The following is a 15,581-nucleotide window of genomic DNA, read 5'->3' as shown; positions in this document are numbered from 1 at the left end:
CTAACGCCGTATTTAAACACGATTTCAGTATTTTTACTTACAAAATATGGCTCGAAGAAAATTTAGTATTCCTTGAGACAATTTTGCCATTTTGTTAATAAAGTGAAACTTTTTGTAATGAAGTTAACAGCAGTTTGAAAAATCCAAATTATACTATAAATATGGATTGTTTTTACGAGTAAATATACTCGGGGATCGAAAATAAAGGATTAGTTTTCTATGCAAAAAGTACTAAATTCAAAAAAATTAGGCTACGACTTATTATTTACATTACAAAAGGCAAATTTTATTAACTTAGAAGAGTTGCAGCGCTTTTTCCAAGATTTGCCAGTAGATCCATACATTAAGGGTAACTATCGCCGCCGCCGTTTATCCCGTTTTAGCATAACAGACGGAAAAGTGGTGAAATTACCTCACGGTCGCTTATTTCAAAGCAAAGAATATAATCCTGTAGTAGGAGATATTCAAAGAGAGTTTCATGAAATTGATGATGCTCTGGTAGTGCATGAAGATTTTACAAGATTGCTGTTTGCTTTTAATGATGCTTGTAAATTGTATTCTGACTCTCGGGAAATTGGCGTGCATCAAATTAGAACGACTTGTTCTGCAACCAATTTTGGCAATCCAGCACCAGAGGGAATTCATCGAGACGGGACAGATCTGATTGCGATCTTTTCTATCGGTCGTAATAATGTCCAAGGGGGAGAGACACACTTATACAGATCTAAAAAGGAAAGCCCTGTGTTTAATAAAACTCTTAACCCTGGAGAACTTTTACTACTTAACGATCGCGAATTTTTCCATTACACGACTCCCGTTAAACCTCTAAATGATGAAATAGATGGAACGAGGGATGTGTTTGTATTAACTTGTCCGAGTCTGCTGTCATAGTCGTTGTCACTTGTAGGGGCGCTTTCTCTGTGCGCACCTACGCATGTATTACACCTGCATGGGAAACGCTATAGTATTTATTGAACTATTATCAACTTAGATGAAAAGCCGATTTAAGCTAAGCTTAAATCGGCTTTCGCAAATTTTTTTAAGTCGGAATAACTTGCAGATCTCGATTTTACTGACTTTACATAAACCTTGGATTTATTTGACAATTTTTTGGTTTGCTCCACATGTTCTTGAAGTTGCCTTACGTTTGCCTCTGTTTTCGTTCGAGATGCTTGCAAACGCTGAGACATAATCATTGCATTTTTATGTTGCTGCGGCAGTTCTATTAATTTCCGAGCTACTTCCTCTTGAAATTTCATGAAACTAGCTTGATTAGCAATAAACTGTAATCCAAGCTCTTTGAATTGAGAACCAAGTTGCCGTGAATGAACTGTTAATTCTTTTGAATTATTTAAGATTTGCTGAGCTACTATACTTGGTAATATAGCAGTACTTTTGTTTGCCTTTTCTACCTCCAGTATCTTTGCAGGGATGGCGCGATTGCAAGTAGTATTGAATAGTGCAGCTAAAGACTTGCTGACTGAAACTTGCCGATCGAGGGCTTTACCTTGGTAATCTTCTACTGGGGTAATCTCTTGCTGCTGTGGGACGAGTGCGCGGCACAATTCTTTGTTTGTTTGTTCTAATTCTTGCTCTAGCTCTTGTATTTGTTGCTGCTTGTCAAGCGACTCTGAGTTTAGACGTTCTACCATTCGATGCAAAGACTCCATCTGTTCGCGGAGAAACTCTACTTGTTCGCGGAGAAGATCTACCTCTTCTGAAGTAGATATCAATGATAGTTCCATGTTGGTATCGATCAAATGCTCTGGATCAAATGCAGCCATAGTTACATTTCACTTACCTTAAGTCTTAAGTTAATACCCTGTGTTAGTATAAGCAATTGCTACATAACTTAGCATTATCTTTCTTGTAGGGGCTACTATCGGGCGAATACAATTGAAAACCCATGAGTTATTCTGATTCCTTTTTACAATGTTGACATTTGAGTTATTCATGCAGAATTACAATTATTAAGTTACTGAAAATTTTAAATGCGATCGCAGTATTTACTAGTCTCAGATCGAGTTAATAATTACGTAATAACATTAAATCTTATTGGCGATCGCTCAAATAGGGTGTGTCTAGCTATCAAAACTTGATTAAAAAACTATAAGCCGATCGCATAAGTGCGATCGCTGGTGTATAGTTCGTTAATGATGAAACAGACAGTAGCACTATTTGCCCTAGTCCTGGCTCAATCACTGTCGGCAGAAGTTACAGGTAATGCTTCTACAATTCATGCTAGTGCTGCCACAGTCCAGCTCGTACCTGCTAATATACAACAAAAATCAGATCGCTTGGGTTGGGACGAACAGATTTGGGGTCAAGGTAAAAAAGGCGATCGCCAAGCTTTACTCAAAGCGATCGATAACAGTTTGCGATATTTGAGATCGCCGCAAGCAATTGCAGCTTATCAACAGTATCCCCTACGCGAGATTACCCGCGATCGCGTCTGGCGTAGTTTAGTGCGATTTCGCCAGTTGGTGATTAACTCCCGTTCTCCAAAACAACTACAAGCCGCCGTCCAGCAAGAATTTGAACTGTATCAATTTCCGGCACAAAACGGTAAGAGTGAAGTACTATTTACTGCATACTACGAGCCGATCTATCCTGCCAGCCGCGTTAAAACGGCTGAATACCGCTATCCTCTTTATCGACTCCCACCTGACTTTGCTGCGTGGACTGAACCCCATCCTACCAGAGCTGAATTAGAAGGCGAGAACGGTTTATTGGGAGCGAAAAGTCGGCTGCACGGACGAGAACTGGTTTGGCTGCGCGATCGCCTAGAAGCCTTTCTGGTTCACATCCAAGGTTCGGCACGCCTGCACCTGACAGATGGTAGTATCATGACTGTTGGTTATGCTGGCAAGACTAAATTTCCTTATACCAGCATCGGCAAAGAACTGATTAAAGATGGCAAACTTCCCGCCGATGGGTTAACTCTACCTGCTGTACTACAATACTTTCGCCAACACCCGGCAGAATTAAATACGTATCTACCCCGCTACCGTACATTTGTCTTTTTTCAACCCACAAACAACGCTCCACCTCACGGATACCTGGGAGTACCAGTCACAGCCGAGCGATCGATCGCCACAGATAAGTCACTTACGCCGCCTGGTGCTTTAGCGCTGATTCATACCCAAATTCCTTATTTCGATCGGCAAGGACAGCTAGAACAGCGTACTGTTAGCCGCTACGTCCTCAATCAAGACACGGGTAGCGCCATCAAAGGAGCAGGTAGAGTCGATTACTTTATGGGAACTGGCGATCTAGCAGCAAAGCGTGCTGGAGTTACAGTCAGTAACGGACAACTTTATTATTTGTTGTTGAAGAAAGCAGTTGATGGTTGACGGCTAACGGTTGATAATCATCAGTCCTTTCACTGTCAACTGTCAACTGTCAACTAATTATTGCGTTGCCTGTGCCAATTCCTGCCGAAATAAATTTAAATCTATTTGAGGATTGCCAGTATTAGTTAACAAGCGATCGCGCCATGCGGTAATCCGCTCTTGCCTTTCTTTTAACCGGGCTAGAACATGATTATTATACTTAAGATTTGTTCCTTGGAGTGCAGATAAACGATTCACCTGACTAATAATTTGACCTAGCTCTCGATTCATTTTAACTGTAGTACAAGCCGTAATCTGATTGATGCTAGGATTAGAATTTGTGGACGCTTGTGGTCGATTTTCTGTTAGTTGAATTGTTGTATATTTTTCTGCCTCGATTTTCTCTTGTGTCCGTTCAAAAGCAGTGTTGAATTCATTAGCATCGCGCGCTAGAAAGTAATCGCCTCCGCCAGCTTCAGCTATGGCTTGCAACTGCTGCTGCGTGGTTTCATCTTCATCTAAGCCAATTACATTTACCGTAATTTTTGCCGGAGAATCGTGCAATTCTCTGGCTGTGGCTACAGCATCACCATTACAATTGTCTGTCCCATCAGTAATTAAATAAATAATATTTTGATTGCTAGCCCCATTGCGATCGCTTAGAATATCGTTGAATCTTGATAGGCTTGCCGTTATTGGTTTATAAATTGGTTTAAATTCAGCCTCTAAGGTGGGTTCGTTGGCTGGTGCTAAAATTAAGCTGCTCAACTGTACTAGAGAATACATAGTTTCGCTAGCAGCACATACAGTAGTCGGATCTGGTGTTGCATCGGCGCTACGATCGCCAAATATATTAACTCCAACTTGAGTTGTAGAAGGAAATGTACTGACAAAACGAGCGATCGCAGCTTTAGCAATGTCGAACTTCGTAGTACCACTACCTGTAAACACTCGCATAGAATCCGAAGCGTCTAACACAAAAATTTTATTTTGCTGCTTCATTTTAGTGATTTTTTCTGTGGGATCTACCTCAGAAGCATTTGAGTTCGTAACCGAATCGAGATTAACTGATACAGGCTCTAAACACTCTTGATAATTTTCCCCATATTGTGCCAATAGCTGCTGATAGTAGGCTTCTGCTGCATACGGATCGAGTTCGGTAGATCGATCTGATTGTGTTAAGTTTGTCTTGATTTCTGTAGTTTGAGTAGTAGAAGTTACATCAGAATTATTTGCATAATTGTTTCCTTCAGCATCGCAGCCGCTGATAGCAAGCGATAAAGGAGTTAATACCAAAAGTAGTGAAGCGCAAACTATTTTTATTTTCATGTCTATCTTGGACTTACTACTTATATTTTTTGATACTTATATTGCCAGTCCTGTTGCAAGTTTACTATGGCGATCGCACTAAGTTTGTTTATTTTAGATATTAAGATTTATCGTGCCTAAATAGCAATAAGAATAGCCAGAAAGTTTTCTCTGAGCCAATCTGCACAATCCTGCGCGATCAAAAAGATCGCTTTGGCGTAGTCTAATACCATTTTACTTTTTGACTGCGACAAGAGAGATCCCCCCAACCCCCCCTTAAAAAGGGGGGCTATAGAAGCTTTTCTAAAACCAAATTTGAGTGAAAGACACGACGTGCAACTTTCTTTGGTTTCCCCCTTTCCCAAGGGGGGCTAGGGGGGATCTGGCGAGGAGGTAACTGAGTTCTTCGATCCTCTAACTCCCTTAAAAAGGAGGGCTACAGAAGAGCTTCTATAACCGAATTTTAGAGAAATGGTATGAGAATAACAATTCTCGGAAATTGGGAATTATAAGTTCGTATCGCCATAAGTCAAGCTTTCCAGCTATTTGTGACGACACATTTCTCAAAACTCCAGAAAATATCTAGAAAACGCGACTTTTAGGAATGAGACAGAAATACTTAATTCGCCACAAGCATTTACGAACAGTCAAAATAGCTTTATTTGTATTTTTACTAGTCTTTGGGTTTGTTTTATTTCAGATAGTCAAACCCAAAACACACTTAGAAATTACTCAACCGCTCCCTCAAGACTCTGCTATTCAAGTTTATTTTAATCAAAATCAAGCCGCTTCATATCAAGACCCTTATCGGCATTTTATACGTCTAGGGGACAATTTAGAACAAAAAGCGATCGATGCCATATCTCAGGCTCAATCGTCAATAGATTTAGCAGTGATGGAATTTCGACTCCCTCTGGTTGCAAAAGCACTCGTTGCTAAACAGAAAGCAGGTGTAAAAGTCAGAATAATAATTGATAGTCAATATAATAAAACTTTAGCAAATTATACTTCAGCGGAAATTACTCGCATGAAGCAACACGATCGCCGAGCTTACGAAGAACTAAAACGATATCCAATCGATGCCTTAGCTTTGTTGCGATCGCATGGCATTGAAATTAAAGACGACTCCGATACTGCCAAGGGTAAAACTAGAGGCAGCGGCTTAATGCATCACAAGTTTTTAGTTGTAGATAATAAAACCACAATTATATCAAGCGGTAACTTTACAACTTCCGATATGCATGGAGATTTTCAGGTTCCGGCAAGTCGAGGTAATCCAAATAATATGGTCGTCATTCCCAACAATCCTCAAATTGCTCAAACTTTAACAGATGAGTTTAATTATATGTGGCAAGGATTATTTAAATCTCATAAGCCCCGCAGACAGCCTTTAACAATTTTAGTTGGAACGGGTCACGTTACGCTAAACTTTTCACCCGCTCATCGCACTGAAAGTATTGGCATGACTAGCAACGGTACAATTTCTTACTTTGTTAAAACCGTGAAAAAAAGCGTACATGTTGCTGTTTTCGTGTTTTCAGATCGAGAAATTAGCGATAGTTTAGCAACAGTACGCGATACAGGAATAGAAGATATTAAAATCCTAATAGATCCAGATTTTTATCGACAATCTTACTCTAAAGCTTACGATGCAATGGGATTATGTCCGACTCGTCGCAAACAGGGTGTTAATAATATCAAACCTTGGTATCGTCCAATTAATACAGTTGGTTTTCCTAAAGCAATAACAGGCGATCGCGGCGTACACAGTAAAATGGCAATATTAGATGGCAGACAAGTCATTACAGGTAGCCATAATTGGTCGGAAGCAGCAAATTACTCCAACGATGAAACCTTAGTTATTATCGATCATCCCACAGTTGCAGCCCACTACGAACGGGAATTCGATCGCCTTTACCGCACGGCAATATTAGGAAAAGCGAGTATGCCTCAAGCAAAACCATGCCGTTAAATCAGTTATCAGTTGTCAGTTATCAGGAGTTGTAGGGGCGGGTTTAGCCAGCAGATTCACGCTTGGTAACGATAAATCTTTGTCCAAAACCCGCCCGTACAGAAGTCAGGAAATTCTGAGTTGCGAATTGTTTGTAAATTGGTATTGTTCCCCTCAACTCCCGCAGCAATTACGCCAGATCGAAAAGTAAGATTTCCGCATCGCGATCGCTGCTAATTTCCAACAATTCAGCGGCGCTGGTTGCTACTCCATCTCCCGCGTTCAAGCTATGACCGTTGAGCGTCACTGCACCCCGCGCTACTTGCAACCATGCATAACGATTTGGTTGCAATTGATAAGTGACCCGATCTTGCGGTTGCAATATGGCTGAATACAAATTCACGTCTTGATGAATTGTCACAGCACCATCGCGTCCATCTTTAGCGGCAATTAAGCGTAATTTTCCCTGTCTTTGGGCAACTGAAAATGCTTTTTGTTCGTAACTCGGCTCTAAGCCTTGGCGATCGGGCAGAATCCAAATTTGCAAGAGGTGAACTGGTTCGGTAGCAGAAGGATTGAATTCGCTGTGCATAATTCCCGTTCCAGCACTCATCCTTTGTACTTCTCCGGGTCGGACGATCTCCCCATTCCCAATACTATCTTTATGTTCGAGTGCGCCTTCAAGAACGTAGGTGAGAATTTCCATGTCCCGATGTCCGTGAGTCCCAAACCCTTTTCCTGGCTGGACTCGATCTTCGTTAATCACGCGCAGCGATCGAAACCCCATGTGAGAGGGGTCGTAGTAATTTGCAAATGAAAAGGTGTGATAGCTATCTAACCACCCATGATTCGCATGTCCCCGTTCTTGGCTTTGTCTGAGTGTAATCATATCTTTCCTCCAACTTGGTTCGATCAATTAGTTCAATATCGATTAATTCAATATTAAATTAACTAGCTAAAAAAAGAGAACCGCCACCATGTACGGCTTTCCTCACAAAGAAAGTGGTGCGTGAATCAATTTTAGATTTGAGATTGACGATTTTAGATTGAATCCAAAATTCTTCCTCAGCTCCCTCAGCTCTCTTATTTAGGTCGATCGAACTGCGAAGGAGGACGGAAATTCTCAACTGGCGTATTTTTTAAGGCTTGAGACATAAACGATCGCCAGATCGGGGCGACGAATACGCCTCCTGTTGCACCCTTACCGACAGGACGGTAGTTGTCGTTGCCGACCCAAACAGCTGTTGCTAATTGTGGCACGAAACCAACAAACCAAATATCCCGTTCTGAAGATGTGGTTCCCGTCTTACCTGCGGCGGGGCGACCGATTTGGGCGGCGGTTCCCGTACCGCTAGTAATGACCCCTTTCATCACATCTGTTAAGGTAGCGGCTGCCCAAGGTTCTAAAACGAGTTGGGGTTTGGGCGAGTTATCGAGGATAACGTTACCACTACTATCGGTGACGCGGGCAATAATCGTTGGTTTGGACTGCCATCCGTAATTAGCAATTGTCGCGTAGGCGCTTGCCATTTCCAGAGGCGTGACACCGATCGCGCCTAATGGTAAAGATGGAACTGGTTCCATCGGGCTGTTGATGCCTAAGATGCGGCACGTCTCGACCACCTTATTCAAACCCACAGCACTACCTAGCTTCACGGCGGGGATGTTACGCGACACTTCGAGCGATCGCCTCACTGGCATGGGACCGTTGAAAGAGTCATCGTAATTTTTCGGAGTCCAAATTCCCCCAGGGATGCGGTAACTAACCGGAGTATCGTTGATAACGCTATTGGGCGTAAATTTTCCTGAAGCAAATGCCGTGTAATAGACAAACGGCTTAAAAGAAGATCCTGGTTGGCGGCGGGCTTGAGTCGCGCGGTTAAATTCGCTTTTTTGATAATCTACCCCACCTACCAATGCTTTAATAAATTGAGTGCGCGGATCGACTGACACCAAAGCCATCTGGTCGGCGCGGACTCCCTGAGAGCGAATAGTTTTATGCCATTTTGCTACGGTTTCTTCAGCAAGCTGTTGCATTCTGGAATCAACGGTAGTTTGCACCCGCAGCCCGCCTTTTTGCACGGCTTCTAGCCCGTATTCCCGTTCTAACTCTTGAGCCGCAGTATTAGTGACGAAGGGCATACTACTACGTTGGAACGAGCGAACTTTCCCCAGGGTAATTTTCGTTTCTCTCGCTTTCTCGTCTTCCTCTGCCGTAATCCAGCCCAAACTTCGCATTCGGTTCAAAACAGTTTCTTGGCGTTGTTTCGCCGTTTTCATGCTGACAAATGGGCTGTAGTTTTGCGGTGCTTGAATGATTCCTGCCATCATCGCCGCTTCCGCCAAATTTAAATCTGCGGCTGACTTGCCGAAATAGCTTTGAGCTGCTGTTTCTACACCATAGGTGTTGTGTCCCCAATACACTTGATTGAGGTACATTTCTAAAATTTGGTCTTTGCTGAGAATTTGTTCTAAACGAATGGCTAAGACTGCTTCGGCAACTTTGCGGCTAAATCGGCGCTGCTGCGTCAGAAAAATATTTTTAACCAGCTGCATCGTCAGTGTCGAGCCGCCTTCTGCAACTGCCCCGCGTTGCCAGTTGACAATTGAGGCACGCCCGACGCTACTAATATTTATGCCGTTGTGGGAATAAAAATGACTGTCTTCGATCGCCAGAACTGCTCGTTTTAATTCTGGAGAGATTTTATTTAAAGGTATGACTTCGCGATTGGCTTCGCCGTGAATGCTGGCAAGAACTTTACCGTTTATGTCATAAAAATAAGATGTTTCGGAAGGAATATAGTTACGCAGGACTCTGACATCGGGTAGGTTGCGGAAGCTAATTGCTAAGCCGACTAGTCCTCCAGCTACAATGGCACTAGTCAACATAATGACTGCTAGAAGGGTTCCGCCTGTCACCTGACTGACTTCTTTAATAAATTTCCAGCCAGGTGATGAATATCTCAGTTTTTCTCGGGCAATGCTAGAAGACACAGCGGTTTGATTTCCTCATGGAACAAGTGATTGGTAAGTCGGAAGTCGGAAGTGGGAATTAACTGATAACTGGTCACTGATAACTGATAACTGATAACTGATTACGATCGCGATCGCCAAATCAGCGGATAATTTTGTCACTATAGTAGTCTGTCAATTAAGCGATTGAGAAGGTTGCGAGTGAGTGTAACGAATTTATCATCCCCAAGGCAAGAGCCAAGCTCTCAATTAGCCACCGCGACACCCGATCCAAATTGGCTACGGCGCGGTGTCAGCGAAATCTTTCCAGACCAGCCTGATTCTAGCAATCCTGAAGAAAGTCTGGAAAAATTGTTAAAAATGACAACTAGACCCTTGCGTGTCAAGTTCGGGATTGACCCCACTGGCGCTGAGATTCATTTAGGTCATAGTATTCCAGTCCGCAAGCTCAGAGCGTTTCAGGATGCCGGACATAAAGCAGTTTTGCTGATTGGCGATTTCACGGCTAGAATTGGCGATCCGACTGGCAGATCGGAAGTTCGCCGTCAATTGAGTGCAGCAGAAGTTGCCGAGAATGCTAAGAATTATTTAGATCAGGTACGTCCAATTTTAGATTTTGCTCCCGACAAGCTGGAAGTTCGTTACAACTCAGAATGGTTGTCAAAACTCGATTTGACCAAAATTCTAGAATTGTTGTCTACGATGACTGTCGGGCAAATGTTGGCAAAAGAAGGGTTTGCCGAACGTTACGAGAAAGAAAATCCCATTTACATCCACGAATTTCTCTACCCCCTAGTACAGGGATACGATTCTGTAGCGCTAGAAGCAGATGTAGAGTTGGGTGGAACAGACCAAAAATTTAACATTGCTGTAGGGCGAGATTTGCAAAGACATTTCGGACAAAAGCCACAGTTTGGCGTGCTGTTACCAATTTTGATTGGCACGGATGGCAACCAGAAAATGTCTAAGTCGCTGGGAAATCAAGTGGGACTGCTAGAAGACCCGCTATTGATGTATTCTAAGCTGGAAAAAACCCCAGACCATTTGCTAAAAGATTATTTCGAGCTATTGACAAATTTACCCTTAGATGGATTGCCGGAAACTCCCCGCGATCGCCAAAAACTGCTTGCTTTAGAGGTTGTCAGTCAATACCACGGCAAAGAAGCCGCTCAAAACGCTCAAAAAGCAGCAATGTCACTGGTACAAGGCAATACAGCCGATACTTCAGCCGTACCAGAATTTTCACTAGCTCAAATCAAATTTCCGGCGAAATTGTTTTACATTGTCAGCGCCAGTGGTTTGTGTCCGACTAGTTCTGAAGCCCGTAGGCAGGTTCAAGGCGGAGCCGTTAAACTAGATGGCGATCGCCTCAACCAAGTAGACCTAATCTTCAATTCTCCAGATGAATTGGATGGTAAAGTCTTACAGGTTGGCAAGAATAAATTTGTCAAATTGGTAAATGGTAATGGGTAATGGGTAATGGGTAGTTGGTAGTTGGTAGTTGCTCCCTCTGCTCCCCTGCTCCCCTGCTCTCTTGCCCGACTCCCGACTCCCGACTCCCGATTTCTATGCTTTCAGACAAAATCATTGTCCCCCTAGACGTACCGACAGAAGCAGAGGCGATCGCGCTTCTGGATCGGTTGCCGCAGGTCAGCTTTTGGAAGGTAGGGTTGGAATTATTTGTGAGCTGTGGCAGTGGTATTCTCACTACGTTGAAACAGCGGCAAAAGCGAATATTTCTAGACCTCAAGTTTCACGATATACCGAATACGGTAGCTGGGGCATGTCGAGCAGCAGCAGGGTATGGAGTCGATTTAGTGACGATTCATGCGACTGCTGGTAAAGAGGCTTTGTCACTGGCTCAACAAGCAGCGCAGGAGGGAGCAAAGATAGCAGGTGTAGCACCACCAAAATTAATTGCGATTACTGTTTTAACGAGCCTTTCTGCCCGTCAGCTTGCCTTTGAGTTAAAAATTCCCCTAGAACTACCAGAATACGCCTTAGAGATGGCTTTATTGGCACGGGAAGCAGGGTTAGATGGGGCTGTTTGTTCGCCGCAAGAGGTGGAACAGTTGCGGCAGACTTGCGGCGATGATTTTCTCTTAGTTTGTCCTGGGGTGCGTCCGAGCTGGGCAGCAAAAGGCGATCAAACGCGATCGCTGACTCCTGCGCAGGCAATTCAAGCAGGGGCAGATTATCTCGTCATCGGTCGTCCAATTACTGCTGCTGCCAGTCCAGAGGAGGCGTGGGAACGGATTTGTCAGGAGATAGCGGCTGAATGAAGAGAACTGAGGGAGCTGGGAAAGTGAGGATTTTACAGTTTCTCTGGATTTTTGTTGCCTTTTTATCCCCACTTCCTGCTGTCTCGACTACCCCAGCCGGACGCACAGCCGTGCGCTCCTACCAACTTTTGTACGGGCGGGTTTACCGAGATACTTCACTAATAACAAATATCTTGGGTAAACCCGCCCCTACTAGGATTTACCCAACTCCCGACTCCCCTGTAAGGGCGGGTTTTGAACCAAGATTTCCGGGTGAGGTGGTGAATCTATTTGCTAAACCCGCCCCTACGACTCCCGACTCCCGTTGTTCTACTCAAGATATTAAAACTCTGACCGATCGACTTCTCAGAGATTTACCGGGATATGCCAATCGCACCAGTCAACGCGCTCGTAGGTTGAGTCGCAGTACAGACCTTTATACGTATGTATTGATAGCAGGGAATCCAGAGTTTGAACCTTTAACGACCGATCCTGGTGTTTACCAGCCTAAATCGCCGCAGGCGGATGGTGAGGACGTGCAGCAGGTCTTTTTTACTACCCTAGAGCGACAGTATTTGAGCGATCGCGCCGTAGAATTGCAGGGGTTTCACTGGGCTTTTTTCACCAAAACTGAAGATGGATGGCGTTTGGCTAGTATGTTTACTCGCATTGGCGATCGCGCTGGCAAAAGACCCCCCACACCACCAGAGGAAACGAGTGATGGTATTATTGCCCAGGCGATTGAAACTTGGTTGCGCGATTGTCGAGCCAGAAGTCGGGCGCGAGATACGAAGGAGTAGGATGCGTTATTTAACGCACCCTACTGGCGCATCTCATCCAGTTTTTTTCTCACTTCTTGAATATCCTGCCACATCAACCACTTAGGACTACCTTTTTCGCGAGATTGGTTGCGTAACAAATAAGCAGGGTGGAAGATGGGCATACACAAGCGTCCTTGCCACTCCAACCACGTACCACGAATTTTAGATATCGCTCTTTTTTCGCCTAGCAAACCTTTGAGTGCTGTTGCGCCAGTTAAAAGAATAATTTTTGGATCGATTAGGCGAATTTGTTCTAATAAATAAGGCTTGCAAGCCTCTACTTCATCAGTCGTGGGGGTACGATTTCCTGGTGGTCGGCATTTATTGATATTGCAGATATATATGTCTTTGTCTGTATCTAATTTTACAGAATCTAAAATTTTATCTAGAAGTTGTCCGGCTTTCCCCACAAAGGGCAACCCTGTCTCATCTTCGTTTTGCCCTGGTGCCTCGCCAATAATCATAATCGGGGCTTGGGGATGACCTCGCCCAACTACCGCATGATGGCGCGTTTCTCCCAGTTCGCAGCGCTGGCACTGATTGCAGTGCTGTGCCAATTCAACTAGGCTGGGGTAAGTCCCTATGGGAATGGGAATTTTCGCATCTGTAGGAATCAGATCCAGTTGCGGCGGTGCGACTGGTTCGACGACATCTGAACTTGCAAATAAGCTGAGTTGGTCTTCGCTAGACATGGAATAAAAATTGTAGCTGCGCTAGCAAACCTTCCAATTGTAGCGAAATTGTGACTTCTTTAACTCTCTTTCTAGCTACTTATCTCCCCTACAACTCCCGACTCCCGTACCGACTCCCGATTAAGACTGAAAATGAGGAAACTATTACCAAATAAATCTTGTTGCATTTGCTAGCCGATTGGAAAAAAGCCTGTAGAACACAGTTAAACTGCGGAAACATCCTTGAAGATATAAGCAGTAGCCGTCCTCAGCCGAAAGTATGTCAACTGCTATATTGTTTCGCGATCGCGTTGCTGCTGGAGAACAACTAGCACCGGAAATTCATCGTCTTCTGGACAAAATTGCGGCTGTTTCTAACGTTGCCCCTTATCCGATTGTTTATGCTTTACCACGAGGGGGATTGCCCGTAGCAGTGCCAGTAGCGCGGCGGCTGCGTTGTCCGATAGATATTGTTGTGGCAAAGAAGATCGGTCATCCCCAAAATCAAGAACTAGCGATTGGAGCAGTTACAGCAGATGGTAACGTCTTGTGGGCAGGACAAACATCAATCGCGCTGCAAAATTCACCAACGGGAAAAATAGCGTTGGAAGCAGCCTTGAGCAAGGCAAAATTGCAGATGGCAGTCCTCAATTCCGGTCGTCCACAACAAAGCGCGATCGCCCAACAAACGCGAGATACGATTGCAATCTTAGTCGATGATGGCGTTGCCACTGGAATGACCATGGCAGTAGCCGCCCAAACGCTGCGATCGCAAAATCACATCGCAGTTTGGCTCTGCACTCCCGTCGCACCTCAAACCTTACTACCTTGGCTAGAGCAATGGGGCGATCGGATCGTCGTCTTGCACACGCCCAAATCTTTTCTGAGTGTCAGTCGCTTTTACGAAGAATTTCCTCAAGTAGAAACAAGAATCGCCCTTGCTTGTCTGCAACAACAGAAGTTGTGGTTAGGGCGTTAGAAGTCGTAAGTCGTAAGTCGTAAGTCGTAAGTCGTAAGTCGTAAGTTATTTTCCTCCTGCTCCCTGCTCCCTGCTCCCTGCTCCCTCAAAAATTTTAATAAAAACTATTGTCAATAACTCGATTCATGTTGTAATCTGTTCTCTCAGACTGTTGAATATTATTCTCAATAGGAGGCACAGTGACAACTGTTGCTACAAGTCCGTTATCGGTGGAGCAAAACGCTACCGAAGTTCCCTGGTGGGCGGGTAACTTTCGCCTGACCAACTTATCAGGAAAACTCCTGGGCGCTCACGTAGCCCATGCAGGGCTAATTGTGTTCTGGGCGGGAGCAATGACTTTATTTGAGCTGGCTCACTTTAATCCAGCCAAGCCCATGTACGAGCAGGGCTTAATTCTACTACCTCACCTAGCGGCTGAGGGTTGGGGCGTGGGTGCTGGCGGCGAGGTGACAAGCACATTCCCCTATTTTGCGATCGGCTCGATCCATCTAATCTCATCTGCATTTTTGGGTTATGGTGGGATTTTTCATGCCCTGCGGGAACCAGATACTCTGGAAGGTCGGTTTCGTTTCTTTGGCTACGATTGGGCAGATATAGGCAAAATGACCACAATTCTTGGCATTCACCTGGTATTGCTGGGGATAGGTGCGTTCTTATTGGTCGCCAAAGCAATGTACTTCGGTGGTTTGTACGACCCAGCAGTGGAAAATGTGCGCGTCGTTACCAACCCTACACTCAATCCAGCCAGAATTTACGGTTATCTATTTGGTGCAGTAGGCAATTTCTGGATTGCTGGCGTTGACAACCTAGAAGATGTTGTTGGCGGTCACATTTGGGTTGGTGGAATGTTGATTTTGGGCGGGTTGTTCCATATTGCAACCAAACCGTTTCAATGGACGCATCCGCTATTTGTTTGGTCGGGAGAAGCTTACCTTTCTTACAGTTTGGGTGCTTTAGCGCTCATGGGCTTTATCGCGACCCTCTTCGTCTCGGTCAACACCACCGTTTATCCTGAAGTATTTTACGGTCCTGCACTCACGATTCGGCAGAATCTCGTACCTTACTTTTCATCGCCCGATCCTGAGTTCGTGACTTCTCGGACTTGGTTAGCCAACACTCACTTCTGGTTAGCTTTCTTTTTTCTCCAAGGGCATATCTGGCACGCGCTGCGATCGCGCGGGCTGGATTTTCGTAAAGGGAGAGTGAGCGAGGCAGCAATCCTTCCCAAACCGATCGCCTGAAGTTTACTGACTTAATGCAAATAATTTCAACTTAAGTTTGGGCT

14 protein-coding genes are annotated in these 15,581 nt (G+C 44.5%); 8 read left to right on the top strand and 6 right to left on the bottom strand.

Annotation, left to right across the window (positions count from 1 at the left end):
• Window positions 1–219 precede the first annotated feature (219 nt).
• Window positions 220–891, top strand: a complete 672-nt coding sequence (locus QH73_RS21575; protein WP_039716216.1) for a 2OG-Fe dioxygenase family protein — start codon at window positions 220–222, stop codon at window positions 889–891.
• A 113-nt stretch (window positions 892–1,004) separates the two neighbouring features.
• Here QH73_RS21575 and QH73_RS21570 read toward each other — a convergent pair whose 3' ends face one another.
• On the bottom strand, window positions 1,005–1,784 hold the full coding sequence (locus QH73_RS21570) for a hypothetical protein (RefSeq protein WP_039716217.1): 780 nt from the start codon (window positions 1,782–1,784) through the stop codon (window positions 1,005–1,007).
• A 372-nt stretch (window positions 1,785–2,156) separates the two neighbouring features.
• Between QH73_RS21570 and mltA the strand changes: the two genes are divergently transcribed.
• On the top strand, window positions 2,157–3,353 hold the full coding sequence (gene mltA, locus QH73_RS21565; protein ID WP_039717598.1) for a murein transglycosylase A: 1,197 nt from the start codon (window positions 2,157–2,159) through the stop codon (window positions 3,351–3,353).
• Between the two features lie 57 nt (window positions 3,354–3,410).
• On the opposite strand, the gene QH73_RS21560 is transcribed toward mltA, so the two are convergent.
• Window positions 3,411–4,661 (bottom strand): vWA domain-containing protein, encoded by a 1,251-nt coding sequence (locus QH73_RS21560; RefSeq protein ID WP_132867458.1) that lies wholly within the window; start codon window positions 4,659–4,661, stop codon window positions 3,411–3,413.
• A 583-nt stretch (window positions 4,662–5,244) separates the two neighbouring features.
• Here QH73_RS21560 and QH73_RS21555 point away from each other — a divergent pair.
• A complete protein-coding gene (locus QH73_RS21555) occupies window positions 5,245–6,612 on the top strand; it encodes a phospholipase D-like domain-containing protein (RefSeq protein ID WP_039716219.1) in 1,368 nt (455 codons plus the stop codon).
• A 169-nt stretch (window positions 6,613–6,781) separates the two neighbouring features.
• On the opposite strand, the gene QH73_RS21550 is transcribed toward QH73_RS21555, so the two are convergent.
• Together QH73_RS21550 and QH73_RS21545 are read right to left on the bottom strand one after the other, a co-directional pair.
• Complete coding sequence (locus QH73_RS21550; protein ID WP_039716220.1) at window positions 6,782–7,480, bottom strand: pirin family protein; 699 nt, start codon at window positions 7,478–7,480, stop codon at window positions 6,782–6,784.
• 194 nt (window positions 7,481–7,674) lie between these two features.
• Window positions 7,675–9,585 (bottom strand): transglycosylase domain-containing protein, encoded by a 1,911-nt coding sequence (locus QH73_RS21545; RefSeq protein ID WP_039716221.1) that lies wholly within the window; start codon window positions 9,583–9,585, stop codon window positions 7,675–7,677.
• Window positions 9,586–9,765: 180 nt separating this feature from the next.
• Here QH73_RS21545 and tyrS point away from each other — a divergent pair, with 180 nt between their 5' ends.
• A complete protein-coding gene (gene tyrS, locus QH73_RS21540; RefSeq protein ID WP_039716222.1) occupies window positions 9,766–11,037 on the top strand; it encodes a tyrosine--tRNA ligase in 1,272 nt (423 codons plus the stop codon).
• Here the strand turns inward: tyrS and QH73_RS28965 are convergent.
• Complete coding sequence (locus QH73_RS28965; protein ID WP_286194158.1) at window positions 11,012–11,146, bottom strand: hypothetical protein; 135 nt, start codon at window positions 11,144–11,146, stop codon at window positions 11,012–11,014. The two genes, tyrS and QH73_RS28965, sit on opposite strands and share 26 nt — an antisense overlap.
• Here QH73_RS28965 and pyrF point away from each other — a divergent pair.
• Both pyrF and QH73_RS21525 read left to right on the top strand, forming a co-directional pair.
• The gene (gene pyrF, locus QH73_RS21530; RefSeq protein WP_039716223.1) at window positions 11,133–11,846 is read left to right on the top strand and encodes an orotidine-5'-phosphate decarboxylase; all 714 of its coding nucleotides are present in this window, start codon (window positions 11,133–11,135) and stop codon (window positions 11,844–11,846) included. The two genes, QH73_RS28965 and pyrF, sit on opposite strands and share 14 nt — an antisense overlap.
• Window positions 11,843–12,625, top strand: coding sequence for a hypothetical protein (locus QH73_RS21525; protein ID WP_132867457.1), 783 nt, complete (start codon window positions 11,843–11,845; stop codon window positions 12,623–12,625). The genes pyrF and QH73_RS21525 overlap by 4 nt, the downstream gene beginning before the upstream one ends.
• Before the next feature lie 20 nt (window positions 12,626–12,645).
• On the opposite strand, the gene QH73_RS21520 is transcribed toward QH73_RS21525, so the two are convergent.
• Window positions 12,646–13,338, bottom strand: a complete 693-nt coding sequence (locus QH73_RS21520) for a uracil-DNA glycosylase (RefSeq protein ID WP_039716224.1) — start codon at window positions 13,336–13,338, stop codon at window positions 12,646–12,648.
• Between the two features lie 259 nt (window positions 13,339–13,597).
• On the opposite strand from QH73_RS21520, the gene QH73_RS21515 reads away from it, so the two are divergent.
• Window positions 13,598–14,296 (top strand): phosphoribosyltransferase, encoded by a 699-nt coding sequence (locus QH73_RS21515; RefSeq protein ID WP_039716225.1) that lies wholly within the window; start codon window positions 13,598–13,600, stop codon window positions 14,294–14,296.
• Between the two features lie 179 nt (window positions 14,297–14,475).
• Window positions 14,476–15,537, top strand: coding sequence for a chlorophyll a/b binding light-harvesting protein (locus tag QH73_RS21510; RefSeq protein ID WP_039716226.1), 1,062 nt, complete (start codon window positions 14,476–14,478; stop codon window positions 15,535–15,537).
• The last annotated feature ends 44 nt before the right edge of the window (window positions 15,538–15,581 follow it).

The sequence above is a fragment of the Scytonema millei VB511283 genome (genome assembly GCF_000817735.3).
GTDB classification, from domain to species: domain Bacteria; phylum Cyanobacteriota; class Cyanobacteriia; order Cyanobacteriales; family Chroococcidiopsidaceae; genus Chroococcidiopsis; species Chroococcidiopsis millei_B.
This window is presented reverse-complemented; position numbering and strand designations above follow the sequence as displayed.

What these genes read in the sequence shown, in the direction of transcription:
- QH73_RS21575 (WP_039716216.1), top strand. Translation starts at nt 220, where the DNA reads ATGCAAAAAGTACTAAATTCAAAAAAATTAGGCTACGACTTATTATTT.
- QH73_RS21570 (WP_039716217.1), bottom strand. Translation starts at nt 1,784, where the DNA reads ATGGCTGCATTTGATCCAGAGCATTTGATCGATACCAACATGGAACTA.
- mltA (WP_039717598.1), top strand. Translation starts at nt 2,157, where the DNA reads ATGAAACAGACAGTAGCACTATTTGCCCTAGTCCTGGCTCAATCACTG.
- QH73_RS21560 (WP_132867458.1), bottom strand. Translation starts at nt 4,661, where the DNA reads ATGAAAATAAAAATAGTTTGCGCTTCACTACTTTTGGTATTAACTCCT.
- QH73_RS21555 (WP_039716219.1), top strand. Translation starts at nt 5,245, where the DNA reads ATGAGACAGAAATACTTAATTCGCCACAAGCATTTACGAACAGTCAAA.
- QH73_RS21550 (WP_039716220.1), bottom strand. Translation starts at nt 7,480, where the DNA reads ATGATTACACTCAGACAAAGCCAAGAACGGGGACATGCGAATCATGGG.
- pyrF (WP_039716223.1), top strand. Translation starts at nt 11,133, where the DNA reads ATGCTTTCAGACAAAATCATTGTCCCCCTAGACGTACCGACAGAAGCA.
- QH73_RS21525 (WP_132867457.1), top strand. Translation starts at nt 11,843, where the DNA reads ATGAAGAGAACTGAGGGAGCTGGGAAAGTGAGGATTTTACAGTTTCTC.
- QH73_RS21520 (WP_039716224.1), bottom strand. Translation starts at nt 13,338, where the DNA reads ATGTCTAGCGAAGACCAACTCAGCTTATTTGCAAGTTCAGATGTCGTC.
- QH73_RS21515 (WP_039716225.1), top strand. Translation starts at nt 13,598, where the DNA reads ATGTCAACTGCTATATTGTTTCGCGATCGCGTTGCTGCTGGAGAACAA.